The sequence below is a fragment of the Micromonospora ferruginea genome (assembly GCF_013694245.2).
Taxonomy (GTDB): Bacteria; Actinomycetota; Actinomycetes; order Mycobacteriales; family Micromonosporaceae; genus Micromonospora; species Micromonospora robiginosa.
The window spans coordinates 6,403,973-6,416,892 of sequence record NZ_CP059322.2; the positions used below are offsets into that span (position 1 = coordinate 6,403,973).

A 12,920-nucleotide genomic window follows, 5' to 3' on the forward strand; every position below is an offset into this window, starting at 1 on the left:
AGGGCTGTTCAGGTCGGAAACCTAGTCGTTACGCTCTGACCGCTGACAGCCCGGCCTTTGTAGCTTATTTTCGCCTCCAGAGGTTTCCTGTAGGTTCTCTTCATCACCGAAGGGGAGGCGGTCATGGGCAGGTCGGAGGCGGTGCCGTCCGGGGAGCCGGACCGCCCGGAGGTGCCGGAGCAGCGCTCCGGTGAAGCGCCCTATCTCCAGGTCAGCGACCTGCGGGTGCGGTTCGACACCGAGGACGGTGTGGTCAAGGCCGTGGACGGTGTGTCCTTCGCCGTCGAGCGGGGCCGCACGCTCGGGATCGTGGGGGAGTCCGGTTCGGGCAAGAGCGTGACGTCGCTGGCGATCCTGGGTCTGCACCACTCGAAGCGGGCGTCGATCACCGGGGAGATCTCGGTGGGTGGCCGTCAGCTCGTCGGGCTGCCCGAGGAGGAGGTGCGGCGGTTGCGGGGTCGGGACATGGCGATGATCTTCCAGGACCCGCTTTCCGCGTTGCACCCCTACTACACGGTGGGCAGGCAGATCGCGGAGGCGTATCGGGTGCACCACCCGAAGGCCGGGAAGCGGGAGGCCCGGTCGCGGGCGGTGGACATGCTGCAGCGGGTGGGGATTCCGCAGCCGGCGAAGCGGTTCGAGCAGTATCCGCACGAGTTCTCCGGTGGGATGCGGCAGCGGGCGATGATCGCGATGGCCCTGGTCAACGATCCGGATCTGCTGATCGCCGACGAGCCGACCACCGCGCTGGACGTGACGGTGCAGGCGCAGATCCTGGACCTCCTCGCGGATCTGCAGGAGGAGTTCCGCTCGGCGATCATCCTGATCACCCATGACCTGGGTGTGGTGGCGCAGGTGGCCGACGACGTACTGGTGATGTACGGCGGTCGGGCGGTGGAGCAGGGCAGCGTGGCGCAGGTGTTGCGCTCGCCGCAGCATCCGTACACCTGGGGGTTGTTGTCGAGCGTGCCGTCGTTGCACGGTGACGCGGACGCGGACCTGGTGCCCATTGCGGGTAACCCGCCGTCGTTGATCAACCTGCCGTCCGGGTGCGCGTTCCATCCGCGCTGCCGCTACGCCGACGACCACTCCCGCACCCAGGTGCCGGAACTGCGTGATGCCGGCCAGCCGGGGCACCTGGTGGCGTGTCACCTGTCGGCGCAGGACCGCACCCGGCTGTATCGGCAGGACGTCGCGCAGACGGGAGTGGCCCGATGAGTGTCGAGACCGAGCCGCTGCTGTCGGTGCGGGGGTTGACCAAGCATTTCCCGGTCCGCCAAGGCTTGCGGGGCAAGGCGGTGGTGCGGGCGGTCGACGGGCTGGACTTCGACGTGCGCCCCGGCGAAACCCTCGGGCTGGTGGGGGAGTCCGGGTGCGGCAAGACCACGACCGGGCGGATGCTGGTGCGGCTGCTGGAACCCACGAGCGGCAGCATCACCTTCGCCGGCCGCGACATCACCCACGCCGGCCGCCGTGACCTGCGGTCACTGCGGCAGGACCTGCAGATCATCTTCCAGGACCCCTACGCGTCGCTGAACCCCCGCCACACCGTCGGGCGGATCGTGGCCATGCCGTTGCAGGTCAACAACATCACCCCACCCGGCGGCGTGAAACACCGCGTGCAGGAACTGCTGGAACTGGTCGGGCTCAACCCCGAGCACTACAACCGCTACCCACACGAGTTCTCCGGCGGACAACGCCAACGCATCGGCATCGCCCGCGCCCTCGCGTTGAAACCCAAACTCATCGTCGCCGACGAACCCGTCTCCGCCCTCGACGTCTCCATCCAGGCCCAGGTCATCAACCTGCTACGCGACCTGCAACGCGACCTGGACCTGGCGTTCGTGTTCATCGCCCACGACCTCGCCGTCATCCGCCACTTCTCCCACCGCGTCGCCGTCATGTACCTCGGCACCATCGTCGAGATCGGTGACCGCGACACCATCTACACCCGGCCGCAGCACCCCTACACCCGAGCCCTGCTCTCCGCCATCCCCGACGTCACCACCCTCGGACCCGCCGGCCGCATCCGCCTCACCGGCGACGTCCCCACCCCCCTCGACCCACCCTCAGGCTGCCGCTTCCGCACCCGCTGCTGGAAAGCCACCGACCACTGCGCCACCGAGACACCCGCACTGACCACCCGCGACGGCGGCACCCAACTCACCGCCTGCCACTACCCGGAGGGCGGACCGGTCGACGCCGGTGCGCCCGCGACCGTCGCCGGCGGCACCCCGCAACTGAAGGAGGTGGCGGAATGAGCCTCTCCCCGGTCGAGGGTGTGGCCCTCGCGGAGATCGAGTCCCCAGGTGAGGGCGACGAACGCCGGGACCGGGAGTTCGTCGGCCGCTCGCCCGGTCAACTCGCGCTGGCACGGCTCCGGAGGGACCGCACCGCCATGATCAGCGGCGCGCTGCTCGTCTTCTTCGTGCTGGTCGCGCTCGCCGTGCCGCTGATCCAGGCGCTGTACGGGGTCGGCCCGAAGGAGCAGTTCCAGAGCCGCCTCGACGGCTACGGCATGCCGCTGGGCTATGCCGGCGGCGTCGCCGGCGAGCACTGGTTCGGGCTGGAGCCCGGCCTGGGCCGGGACATCTTCATCCGGATGGTGCACGGGCTGCGGACGTCGCTGTTCATCGCGTTCGCCGCCGCCGTGCTGACCGCAATGATCGGCGTGACGCTGGGTACGCTCGCCGGCTACCTCGGCGGCTGGCTCGACTCGGTGATCAACTGGATCACCGACCTGACCCTGGCCATGCCGTTCCTGATCATCGCGCTGGCGTTGATGCCCACCGTCGCGCTGCGCTTCTACGGCCAGCGGGAGGCGGTGCCCGCGTACTTCCAGATCGGTGTGCTCATCGCGATCTTCGCGCTGTTCGGCTGGACCAGTACGGCCCGGCTGGTGCGCGGCCAGATCATCGCGCTGCGTGAGCGCGAGTTCGTGGAGGCGGCCCGGGCCAGCGGCGCCGGGCTGGGGCACATGCTGTTCCGCCAGTTGCTGCCGAACGTCTGGGCGCCGATCCTGGTCGCCTTCTCGCTGGCGGTCCCGCAGTACATCACCAGCGAGGCGGCGCTGTCGTTCATCGGCGTCGGCCTGACCGACGAGACGCCGAGCTTCGGGCGGATGATCTACCGCAGTCTGGACTACCTGCAGACCGACCCGTCGTACGTCTTCTTCCCCGGCATCACGATCTTCGCGCTCGTGCTCGCCTTCAACCTCTTCGGCGACGCGCTGCGCGACGCGCTCGACCCGAAGTCGTCCCGGTAGGAGGCCGACCCATGACGCGTTTCCTCGTCCGCCGGCTGCTCTCGGCCGCGCTCACCCTCTTCGCGGTCAGCGTGCTCAGCTTCCTGATGTTCTTCGCGCTGCCGCGGGACCCGGTCACCGGCATGTGCCCGAAGAACTGCAACCCGGAGCGGCTGGAGCGGGTCCGGCAGGAGTTGGGCCTGCGCGACCCGCTGATCAGCCAGTACGCCGGTTACATGAAGGGCATCGTCACCGGTCGGGACCTGGGCAGCGCCCAGGGCGGCCGGTGCGACGCGCCCTGCCTCGGCTGGTCGTACGTCTCCAACGAGGCGGTGTCGGACACCATCGCCCGGGTGCTGCCGGTGACGCTGAGCATCGTCATCCCGGCGGCGATCCTGTGGCTGCTGCTCGGCGTCGGGCTCGGCATGCTCTCGGCGCTGCGCCGGGGAAGCTGGCTGGACCGGGCGGCGATCGGCTTCTCGCTGACCGGCGCGTCGTTGCAGCTCTACTTCGTCGGCGCGGTGCTGCTCATCGTCTTCGTCTACAACCTGCGGTTGCTGCCGGTGCCGAGCTACACCTCGCTGTTCGACAATCCGTTGAAGTGGGTCAGCGGGTTGGTGCTGGCCTGGGTGGCGCTGGCCTTCCTCTTCTCCGCCATCTACGCCCGGCTGTCGAGGGCGCAGATGCTGGAGACGTTGTCGGAGGACTTCGTCCGCACCGCGCGGGCCAAGGGCCTGGCCAAACGCACGGTGTACGGCCGGCACGCGCTACGCGCCGCGATCACCCCGGTGGTGACCATCGCCGGGCTGGACGTCGGCGGGGCGCTGGGCGGGACGGTGATCACCGAGACGACGTTCGGCCTGAACGGGATGGGGCGTACCGCTGTCGACGCGGTCCGCTCCGGCGACCTGCCGACCATCATGGCGACCGTGCTGATCGCGGCGGTCTTCGTGGTGCTGGCGAACGTGGTGGTTGACCTGCTCTACGCGGTGATCGACCCGCGGGTACGGCTCGGCTGAACCGCGACGAAATTTATCGACAACTGTTACCCAACTTGTAGTTTTTCTTCTTTACGATCCTCGGGACGTCGGCGGATGCGCTCGGCGAACGGGTGGAGGAGGTAGGACATGCGACCACGCGCAGCGGCCGCCGCGGGCGGTGCCATCGCACTGGTTGTGGCACTCGGTGCCTGCTCGGAGAACACGGGCGAGGGCACCAAGGTGGACGGCAACCGGCAGCAGACCGGGGTCATCGCCACCGATCCGAAGGACTCGCAGGGGCCGGCCGCCGAGATCGACGGCGCGGCCAAGGGCGGGACGTTCACCATCATCCGGGAGACCCCCATCTCCCACCTGGACCCGCAGCGGACGTACTCGTTCGCCGGTCTGATGGCCAACCCGCTCTTCGCCCGCTACCTGACCACCTGGAAGGACGACGGCAAGGGCGGCCTGGTCCTGGTGGGCGACCTGGCCGAGACCCCGGGCAAGAACGTCAACAACGACTGCAAGGTCTGGGAATTCACCATCAAGGACGGGGTGAAGTTCGAGGACGGCAGCCCGATCACCGCCAAGGAGATCGCGTACGGCATCGCCCGCTCCTTCGACCCCGACCTGACCGGCGGCCCGACCTACATCCAGGAGTGGCTGGCCGACAGCCCGCAGTTCGACACCAAGTGGGACTTCAAGAAGAACAAGACGTCGCTGCCGCCCGGCCTGACCACGCCGGACGACAAGACGCTGCGCTTCGAGTTCGCCAAGCCCCGCTGCGACCTGCCGTTCGCGGTCTCGCTGCCGACCACCGCGCCGCTGAAGCCGCAGGCGGACACCGGGGTCAACCTGGACCAGAAGCCGTTCTCGTCCGGCCCCTACAAGATCGCCAAGAACCAGGTCGGCGTCCAGCTCACCCTGGACCGCAACCCGAACTGGGACGCGAAGACCGACCCGGTGCGGCACCAGTACCCGGACCAGTTCGTGTGGACCTTCGGTCCGACCCAGGACGCCGCCAACAACCGGGTGATCGCCGACAACGGCGCGGACCAGAGCGCGCTGGCGTTCAACTCGGTGCCACCCGCGCTGGTCGCCAAGGTGGCCGGTGACCCGGCGCTGAAGTCCCGCACCCTGCTGTCCCCGACCCCGAGCGCGAACCAGCTCGTGATCAACACGCAGCGGGTCAAGGACCTGAAGATCCGCCAGGCGCTCAACTACGCGATCGACCGGGAGGGCCTGGTCAAGGCGCTCGGCGGCCAGACCGTCGCCCAGCCGATGACCACGCTGATGCCGTCGTCGACCATCGGCTACAAGGCGTACGACGCCTATCCGGCGGGTGCCAACGGCAACCCGGAGAAGGCGAAGGAACTGCTCGGCGGCCAGACGCCGGAGCTGGTCCTCGGCGCCGCCGACAACACCGACGAGCAGCAGATCGCGGTCCAGCTCAAGGGCAACCTGGAGCGCGCCGGCTTCAAGATCACCGTCCGGAACATCCCGGACGACGCGAAGCTGGACGAGGTCAAGAAGAAGAACAACCCCTGGGACCTCTACATCGGCAACTGGGCCGCCGACTGGCCGAGCGGCGCGTCGATCCTGCCGGTGCTCTACGACGGCCGCACCATCAAGGCCGAGGGCAACAGCAACCAGTCCTACTTCAACGACGACGCGATCAACGCCGAGATGGACCGGATCCTGGCCATGCCCCCGGCCGACCAGGGCCCGGAGTGGGGCAAGCTCGACGAGCGGATCATGAAGGAGCACGCGCCTGTGGTGCCGCTCTACGTCGACGTGGCCTACAACGTGCACGGCTCCAAGGCCGGCGGCGTCTTCATCTCGTCCGTCTTCGGCTACCCGAACTTCGTCAACGCCTTCGTCAAGCAGTAACCCCCGGCCCTGCCGGTAAGGAGGGGCCCCCTTTTAACACTCGTTGTTAAAAGGGGGCCCCTCCTATGCAGAATGCGTTAAGCGGGGCCCCCTCCTTACACCAGGTGGCGGCGGAGGAAGTCCAGCTCCAGGCGGAGCAGGCGCTCGGACACGCCGCCGGCCGCCAGGTGACTCGCCCCGGTCAGCGGCAACACCGCGTGCGGGCGGCCGGTGGACAGCAGCGCGGCGGAGAGCCGCAGCGTGTGCGCGGCCAGCACGTTGTCGTCGACCAGGCCGTGCACCAGCAGCATCGGCCGGGCCTCGGCCGGGTCGCCGACCGGTTCGGCGGCCAGCTCGACCAGCGAGTGGTGGGCGTAGACGTCCAAGCCGTCCTCGGGCATGCCCAGGTAGCGCTCGCTGTACGCGGTGTCGTACAACGCCCAGTCGGTGACCGGCGCGCCCACGATCGCGCAGGTGAACAACTCCGGGTGACGCAGCACCGCCAGCCCGGCCAGCCAGCCGCCGAACGACCAGCCACGCACCGCCACCCGGCCCAGGTCCAGGTCGGGGTGCTTGCCGGCGAGCGCGGTCAGCGCGTCCACCTGATCGGTCAGGATCACGTCCGCCACCCGGCGGTGGATCGCCTTCTCGAACGAGGGCGCGATGCCCGGCGTACCCCGGTTGTCGATGGTCACCACCGCGAAGCCCTGGTCGGCCCACCACTGCCGCTCCAGCCAGGCGCCGCGCGCCGCGATCACCTCCTGGTGACCGGGGCCGCCGTAGATGTCCACCAGCACCGGCAGCCGGGTGCCCTTGACGTGCTCGGTGGGGTAGAGCACCGCGCTGGGCAGCCGCCGGTCGGTCACCCGGACCAGCGTCGGCCGCGGGGCGTACGAGCTGGTGGCGGCGAGCGAGCGCAGCTCGGCCACCTCGCGGTCGCCGTGCCACACCCGCCAGCGGACCCCGGCGTGCTCCAGCGAGGCGACGCCGACCGCCAGCGTGGACCCGCCGATCGTGGCGGTGTGCCAGCCCGGGTCGCTGCCCATCCGGCGGGCGTCCATCCCGCCGCCGATGGCGGTCCGCACCCGGTAGAGGTGGCGCTGGCTCGGTTCGCCCTCGCTCGCCTCCACCAGCAGGTCGGCGGCCGTGCCCGGGCCGGCCGGCAGCCGCCCGACCACCCGCCGGACGTACAGCGAGGGCGGGGTGAGCAGCGTGCCGTCGGCGAACAGGCAGCGGGCGTCGTACCCGTCGTGGGCCAGTTCGCCGCCGACCAGCACCCGCCCGTCGGGCAGGTGCGCCGGGGTGCCCGGGATCGGCTCCACCCAGCGCGGGTCGGCCAGCTCGGCGTGCACCTGCGTCTCGCCGGTACGCGGGTCCACCGCGAGCACCAGGCCGTGCTGCTGCGAGCGCCGCAGCACCGTGATCAGCGGCCCGCCGTCGGCCCACTCGACCGAGCTGAGGTAGGGGTAGGTCTCCCGGTCCCAGTGCACGTCGACCCAACCGCCGTCGAGGTCGAGCAGGTGCAGGCTGACCTCCGCGTTCGGGCCGCCCGCCACCGGGTACGCCAACGACGTCGGCGGGCTCGCCGGCTCGGCCGGGTCGTGCAGGTACCAGCGGGGCAGGCGGGACTCGTCCACCCGGGCAGCCAGCACCGACCGCCCGTCCGGGGCCCACCAGTAGCCCCGGTAGCGGTGGAACTCCTCGGCCGCGACGTGCTCGGCCAACCCCCAGGTCACGCCGCTGTCCTCGCCGGCCAGCAGGTTGTCGGTGCCGTCCGGCTCGACCACCCGGAGCTGACCCCGGCGGACGCCCTCGGTGGCGTCGGTGACGTATGCCAGCCGCTCGCCGGTCGGGTCGGGTCGCGGATCGATCACCGGGCCGGCGGCGGCCACCTCGATCACGTCGCCGTGCACCAGGTCGGCCCGGAACAGTCGCCCGGCCAGCGCGAACGCGGCGATCCGCCCGGCGGCGTCCAGCGCGTACGAGCCGATGCCGCCGGAGCTGAGCCGCAGCCGCTCGCGCAGCGCCCGCTCGCCCGGCGCCAGGCGGGCCGGGTCGGCGTCCGCGCCCAGCAGCACCGCCGGGTCGGCGACCAGGCGTTCCTCGCCGCTGTCCACGTCGAGCAGCCAGAGCGCGTCGGTGGGGTCCTCCGGTCCCGCCGAGCGCAGGAAGAGCACCCGGCAGCCGTCGCCCGTGACGGTCACGGCGCGCGGCGCGCCATGGCTGAACCGACGGGTACGGGCGGCCAGCTCGGGGAAGTCCACGCCTGCAGATCGTAGGCGGGCGTCGGGCGTGATGTGGCCGACCTGGGCGGACGCATGACCGTCCGAGGGGCAGGACCGCCGGTTAGAGTGACGGGCGTGACGACGCTGCCCGACCGACGCCTCCTGCTGGTCCACGCGCATCCCGACGACGAGTCGATCGGCACCGGCGCGACGATGGCGCACTACGCCGCCGCCGGCGCCCACGTCACGCTGGTGACCTGCACGTTGGGCGAGGAGGGCGAGATCCACGTGCCGGCGCTGGCCGGGCTCGCCGCGGCGGAGGCCGACCAGCTCGGCGGCTACCGGATCGGCGAGCTGGCCGACGCCTGCGCCGCGCTCGGCGTCACCGACCACCGGTTCCTCGGCGGCGCGGGCCGCTACCGCGACTCCGGGATGATGGGGCTGGCCACCAACGACCACCCGCGGGCGTTCTGGCGGGCCGATCTCGACTCCGCCGCCGGGCAGCTTCTCGAGGTGATCCGCGAGATCCGGCCGCAGGTCCTGGTCACCTACGACCCGAACGGCTTCTACGGCCACCCGGACCACATCCAGGCGCACCGGGTCGCCATGCGCGCGGTGGAGCTGGCCGTGGCCGAGGGGATCGCCCCGGCGAAGGTCTACTGGACGGCCATGCCGCGCAGCGTGCTGGACGCCGGCCTGGAGGCGTTCACCGGGTCGTCGGACAATCCGTTCGCCGGCATCGACGACGCGTCGGAGCTGCCCTTCGGCACCCCGGACGCGCAGATCGCCGCGCGGATCGACGCCACCGAGCAGCACGCGGCCAAGGAGGCGGCGATGCGCGCGCACGCCACCCAGATCCCGGCCAACTCCTGGCTCTACGCGATCGCCGGCAACTTCGGCGCCGAGTTCATGGGGGTCGAATACTTCACGCTCGCGGTCGGCGAGAAGGGCCCGGGCCGGGGTCGGTACGGCTGGGAGGACGACCTCTTCGCCGGGGTGGGGCGGGACGAACCAGACCGCGCCCCGGTCGCGGCGGCCGGTCTCCGGTGACGTCGCCCGCCGTAGAAGTGCCGGTCCTGCCCGAGCCGCCGCCACCCGCCCCGCCGAGCCGGGCGGAGCGGGTGCTGGACCGCGTGTTGCGGGTGGCCGGCGGCGTGGTGGCCCTCTGGGCCGGCGTGCTGGCCGCGCTGCTCGACCTGATCTTCGCCACCTGGGCGTGGGAGACGGTGCAGGGCCGGTCCGGCGGCGCCCAGGCGCTGGTCGGCATCGGGCTGGCGGTCGCCGGGATCGCCGCGGTGGCGGCCTCGACGGTGCTGCTCGGCTGGTTCGCGCACTCCTCGACGGGCAGCCGGTGGGCGGTCGCGCTGGTCGCGCTGCCGTGGTTCCTGGTGATCGTGGTGGGCGGCTTCCGCACCACCGAGGGCGATCTGGCGCTGGCCGGCGACAACGTGCTCGGCCTCGCGCTGATCGTGACCGGCGCGGTGACCTTCGCGGTGCTCGGCTTCCGGCACGTCGTGACGCCACCCGCGCCCGCTGCCCGGTGAGGTGCTGACGCCGCACCGGCGACGGTGGTAGACATTCCTGCCAGAGGCCCGCCGCGGTGGCGGGCGGTACGGCGGGAGGCGTGCGATGGGTCAGCGGTGGCGTGCGGTCGGTGTGCTGGCGGCCGCGTTGTTCGCGGTCAACGTGGTGGCGCGGCTGGTCATCAGGTTCGCCTTCCCGGACGACGACACCGCCGCCAACCGGGTCTCCCTGGTGATGTTCCTGGCGATCGGCCTGGTCCTGGCCGGCGCCGCGTTCCGCTGGGGCGCCGCCCGCCCGCTCGGGCACTGGGCCGGTGACCTGGCCCTGGCGGTGGTCGCGGCGCTGGCGCTGACGGTCTTCGTCGGCCCGTTGCTGGTCGGCGAGAACCCGTTCGGCGGTGGCGCCGGGCTCTTCTTCGCCCAGATCTGGCTCTATCTCGCGGCCACCGCGGCCGGTGTGCTGGTCGGCTACCTGACCCTCACCGCGCTCGGCCGGGACTTCCGGTCCCGCCAGCTCAAGCGGTACGCCGAGCTGAAGCAGTCCCGGCCCCGCAAGATCGTCCGCCGCTGAGTCAGGGCGCCACCCGGGTGAGATAGGTGTGGTGGGTGGTGAAGCCGAGCCGGCGGTAGAGCGCCACCGCGCCGACGTTGCGCTGCTCGACCTGGAGGAAGGCGTGCGTGGCGCCCTCGGCCGCGGCCCAGCCGGCCAGGGCGCGCACCACCGCGCCGGCCAGCCCGCGCCGGCGGGCCTCCGGCAGCACCTCGAGCAGGCTCACGCCGAGCCACCGGCCCTCGCCGGTGACGGTGCCCCGGCCCACCGCGAGCAGCCGGCCGTCGACCCGCAGCTCGGCGAAGCGGATCCGGTCCACGGCGGTGAGCACGTGCCGGGCGGCCTCCGGCAGCCCGCCCTTGCGGTCGGCGGCGACCGCCAGCCAGTCGTCGGCGGGCGCGCCGGGCAGGGTCACCGGCGGCAGGTGCGGGTCGGCCGGCGCGGTCAGGGTGGCCAGCGGGACGGTCTGCACCAGCACCGGCGGGCGCGACGTCCAGCCGCGCGCGTCCAGCTCCGCGCCGACCGGGGCGGCCAGCGGCAGCGGCGTGTTCACCATCGCCGGCTGGCCGTGGTCGGCGTACCAGCGTTGCACCGCGTCCAGCGCCTCGGGCAGCGGCCGGTCCGGGTCGCCGATCGGCAGCGCGCTGTTCGCCCGCCCGGTCCAGCCGGCGGCGGAGCGCAGTCGCCAGTCGCCGAGCCGCCCGCGTACCGGCGCCGGCCAGGCCTCGTCGGCGGCGGTCTCCAGCGCGACGACGGCCGCGGCGGTCGGCCGCCGGGCCGGCGGCACCCGCTTGGCCCGGTGCACCTCGCCGACCGGTACGCGCAGCGGCCCGCCGTCGGTGGCCAGGGTGATGTGGGTCTCGCTCAGCTCGACCAGCTCGCCGAGCGCGTCGGTGAACAGCGGCCGGCCCTCGCGAATCCCCACAATCCGGCGGACCACGATCCGGTGTCCCACGTCCTGCTGTCGGAGCACGATCGACCCCCTCCCCGGCGAGATACTAGGCTCTTACCGTTGCGGATGATCGCGACGAGTCTTGCGGAGGAGAAGACCGGTGACCTACATCATCGCCGAGCCGTGCGTGGATGTGCTCGACAAGGCATGCATCGAGGAGTGCCCGGTCGACTGCATCTACGAGGGCAACCGGATGCTCTACATCCACCCCGACGAGTGCGTCGACTGTGGTGCCTGCGAGCCGGTCTGCCCGGTGGAAGCGATCTTCTACGAGGACGACGTGCCGGAGCAGTGGAAGGACTACACCGGCGCGAACTACGAGTTCTTCGAGGACCTGGGCTCGCCCGGGGGCGCCTCGAAGATCGGCAAGGTGGAGAAGGACGCCACCTTCGTCGCCGCGCAGCCGCCGCGCGGCGAGGGCCACTGAGCCGGCCCACGCCGGTCTCGGCGCGGCTGCCCGAGTTCACCTGGGACACGCTGGACGCCGCGGCCGCCACGGCCGCGGCGCACCCGGGCGGTCTCATCAACCTCTCGATGGGCACGCCGGTCGACCCGGTGCCGCCGCTGATCCGGCAGGCGCTCGCCGACGCGTCGGACGCGCCGGGCTATCCGCTGACCGCCGGCACGCCCGCCCTGCGGGACGCCATCGCGGCCTGGGTGGCCCGGGCCTGCGGCGCGGGCGTCGACGGGCTCGGCGTGCTGCCCACGATCGGCTCCAAGGAGCTGGTGGCCTGGCTGCCCACGCTGCTCGGGCTCGGCCCGGGTGACGTGGTCGTGGTGCCGTCGGTCGCCTACCCGACCTACGAGGACGGGGCCCGGCTGGCCGGCGCCACGGTGGTGCGCGCCGACTCGCTGACCGCGCTCGGCCCCGACCCCCGGGTCCGCCTGGTCTGGGTCAACTCGCCCGGCAACCCGACCGGGCGGGTGCTGCCCGCCGCCCACCTGCGCAAGGTGGTCGACTGGGCCCGGGAGCGCGGCGCGGTGGTCGCCAGCGACGAGTGCTACCTGCCGCTGGGCTGGGACGCCGAGCCCGTCTCGGTGCTCTCGCCGCAGGTCTGCGGCGGCTCGTACGCGGGCGTGCTGGCGGTGCACTCGCTCTCCAAGCGCTCCAACCTCGCCGGCTACCGGGCCGGCTTCGTGGCCGGCGACCCGGCGCTGACGGCCGAGCTGCTCAAGGTGCGCAAGCACGCCGGCATGATCGTGCCGGCCCCGGTGCAGGCCGCCATGGTGGCCGCGCTCGCCGACCAGGCGCACGCCGACGCCCAGCGGGAGCGCTACCGGGCCCGGCGGGAGACGCTGCGGGCCGCGTTCACCGCCGCCGGTTTCACCGTCGAGCACTCCGAGGCCGGGCTCTACCTCTGGTTGACCCGCGACGAGGACTGCTGGGACACCGTCAACTGGCTGGCCCGGCGCGGCATCCTGGTCGCCGCCGGCGTCTTCTACGGCCCGGCCGGCGCCCGGCACGTGCGGGTGGCGCTGACCGAGTCCGACGCACACGTCGACGCGGTGGCCGGGCGGCTCGCCGAGTCCTGACACGCCGACCGTCGGCCCCGGAGCAGGGCCGGCGGCCGGCGCGG

12 protein-coding genes are annotated in these 12,920 nt (G+C 72.1%); 10 read left to right on the top strand and 2 right to left on the bottom strand.

Annotation, left to right across the window (positions count from 1 at the left end):
- Positions 1–123: 123 nt before the first annotated feature.
- The 5 genes from H1D33_RS28930 (at position 124) to H1D33_RS28950 (ending at position 6,114) form a co-directional block, all read left to right on the top strand.
- Complete coding sequence (locus H1D33_RS28930) at positions 124–1,218, top strand: ABC transporter ATP-binding protein (RefSeq protein WP_181570189.1); 1,095 nt, start codon at positions 124–126, stop codon at positions 1,216–1,218.
- Entirely contained in the window at positions 1,215–2,261 is a 1,047-nt protein-coding gene (locus tag H1D33_RS28935; protein ID WP_246411810.1) for an ABC transporter ATP-binding protein, read from the top strand. Before H1D33_RS28930 ends, H1D33_RS28935 begins: the two co-directional genes overlap by 4 nt.
- Positions 2,258–3,265, top strand: coding sequence for an ABC transporter permease (locus H1D33_RS28940; RefSeq protein WP_181570188.1), 1,008 nt, complete (start codon positions 2,258–2,260; stop codon positions 3,263–3,265). Before H1D33_RS28935 ends, H1D33_RS28940 begins: the two co-directional genes overlap by 4 nt.
- 11 nt (positions 3,266–3,276) lie before the next feature.
- Positions 3,277–4,263 carry an ABC transporter permease gene (locus tag H1D33_RS28945; RefSeq protein WP_181570187.1) on the top strand — a complete coding sequence of 329 codons (987 nt, stop codon included), beginning with the start codon at positions 3,277–3,279 and terminating at the stop codon, positions 4,261–4,263.
- 108 nt (positions 4,264–4,371) lie between these two features.
- A complete protein-coding gene (locus H1D33_RS28950; RefSeq protein ID WP_181570186.1) occupies positions 4,372–6,114 on the top strand; it encodes an ABC transporter substrate-binding protein in 1,743 nt (580 codons plus the stop codon).
- 95 nt (positions 6,115–6,209) lie between these two features.
- Here the strand turns inward: H1D33_RS28950 and H1D33_RS28955 are convergent, their stop codons facing one another.
- Positions 6,210–8,357, bottom strand: coding sequence for a S9 family peptidase (locus H1D33_RS28955; protein WP_181570185.1), 2,148 nt, complete (start codon positions 8,355–8,357; stop codon positions 6,210–6,212).
- An 87-nt stretch (positions 8,358–8,444) separates the two neighbouring features.
- Between H1D33_RS28955 and mshB the strand changes: the two genes are divergently transcribed.
- The 3 genes from mshB (at position 8,445) to H1D33_RS28970 (ending at position 10,412) form a co-directional block, all read left to right on the top strand.
- Positions 8,445–9,368: an N-acetyl-1-D-myo-inositol-2-amino-2-deoxy-alpha-D-glucopyranoside deacetylase gene (gene mshB / locus H1D33_RS28960; RefSeq protein ID WP_181570184.1), complete on the top strand. Its 924-nt coding sequence runs from the start codon at positions 8,445–8,447 to the stop codon at positions 9,366–9,368.
- Positions 9,365–9,862 (top strand): hypothetical protein, encoded by a 498-nt coding sequence (locus tag H1D33_RS28965; RefSeq protein ID WP_414685460.1) that lies wholly within the window; start codon positions 9,365–9,367, stop codon positions 9,860–9,862. The genes mshB and H1D33_RS28965 overlap by 4 nt, the downstream gene beginning before the upstream one ends.
- An 85-nt stretch (positions 9,863–9,947) precedes the next feature.
- Positions 9,948–10,412: a hypothetical protein gene (locus H1D33_RS28970; RefSeq protein WP_181570183.1), complete on the top strand. Its 465-nt coding sequence runs from the start codon at positions 9,948–9,950 to the stop codon at positions 10,410–10,412.
- A gap of 1 nt (position 10,413) precedes the next feature.
- Here the strand turns inward: H1D33_RS28970 and H1D33_RS28975 are convergent, their stop codons facing one another.
- Complete coding sequence (locus H1D33_RS28975) at positions 10,414–11,364, bottom strand: GNAT family N-acetyltransferase (RefSeq protein WP_181570182.1); 951 nt, start codon at positions 11,362–11,364, stop codon at positions 10,414–10,416.
- Positions 11,365–11,443: 79 nt separating this feature from the next.
- On the opposite strand from H1D33_RS28975, the gene fdxA reads away from it, so the two are divergent.
- Both fdxA and dapC read left to right on the top strand, forming a co-directional pair.
- Entirely contained in the window at positions 11,444–11,770 is a 327-nt protein-coding gene (gene fdxA / locus H1D33_RS28980; protein ID WP_007464872.1) for a ferredoxin, read from the top strand.
- Positions 11,767–12,876: a succinyldiaminopimelate transaminase gene (gene dapC, locus H1D33_RS28985; RefSeq protein ID WP_281370512.1), complete on the top strand. Its 1,110-nt coding sequence runs from the start codon at positions 11,767–11,769 to the stop codon at positions 12,874–12,876. The genes fdxA and dapC overlap by 4 nt, the downstream gene beginning before the upstream one ends.
- Positions 12,877–12,920: the final 44 nt, after the last annotated feature.

Bases quoted from the DNA above. Each gene is read 5' to 3' on its own strand.
- H1D33_RS28930 (WP_181570189.1), top strand. From the start codon at position 124: ATGGGCAGGTCGGAGGCGGTGCCGTCCGGGGAGCCGGACCGCCCGGAG.
- H1D33_RS28935 (WP_246411810.1), top strand. From the start codon at position 1,215: ATGAGTGTCGAGACCGAGCCGCTGCTGTCGGTGCGGGGGTTGACCAAG.
- H1D33_RS28940 (WP_181570188.1), top strand. From the start codon at position 2,258: ATGAGCCTCTCCCCGGTCGAGGGTGTGGCCCTCGCGGAGATCGAGTCC.
- H1D33_RS28945 (WP_181570187.1), top strand. From the start codon at position 3,277: ATGACGCGTTTCCTCGTCCGCCGGCTGCTCTCGGCCGCGCTCACCCTC.
- H1D33_RS28950 (WP_181570186.1), top strand. From the start codon at position 4,372: ATGCGACCACGCGCAGCGGCCGCCGCGGGCGGTGCCATCGCACTGGTT.
- H1D33_RS28970 (WP_181570183.1), top strand. From the start codon at position 9,948: ATGGGTCAGCGGTGGCGTGCGGTCGGTGTGCTGGCGGCCGCGTTGTTC.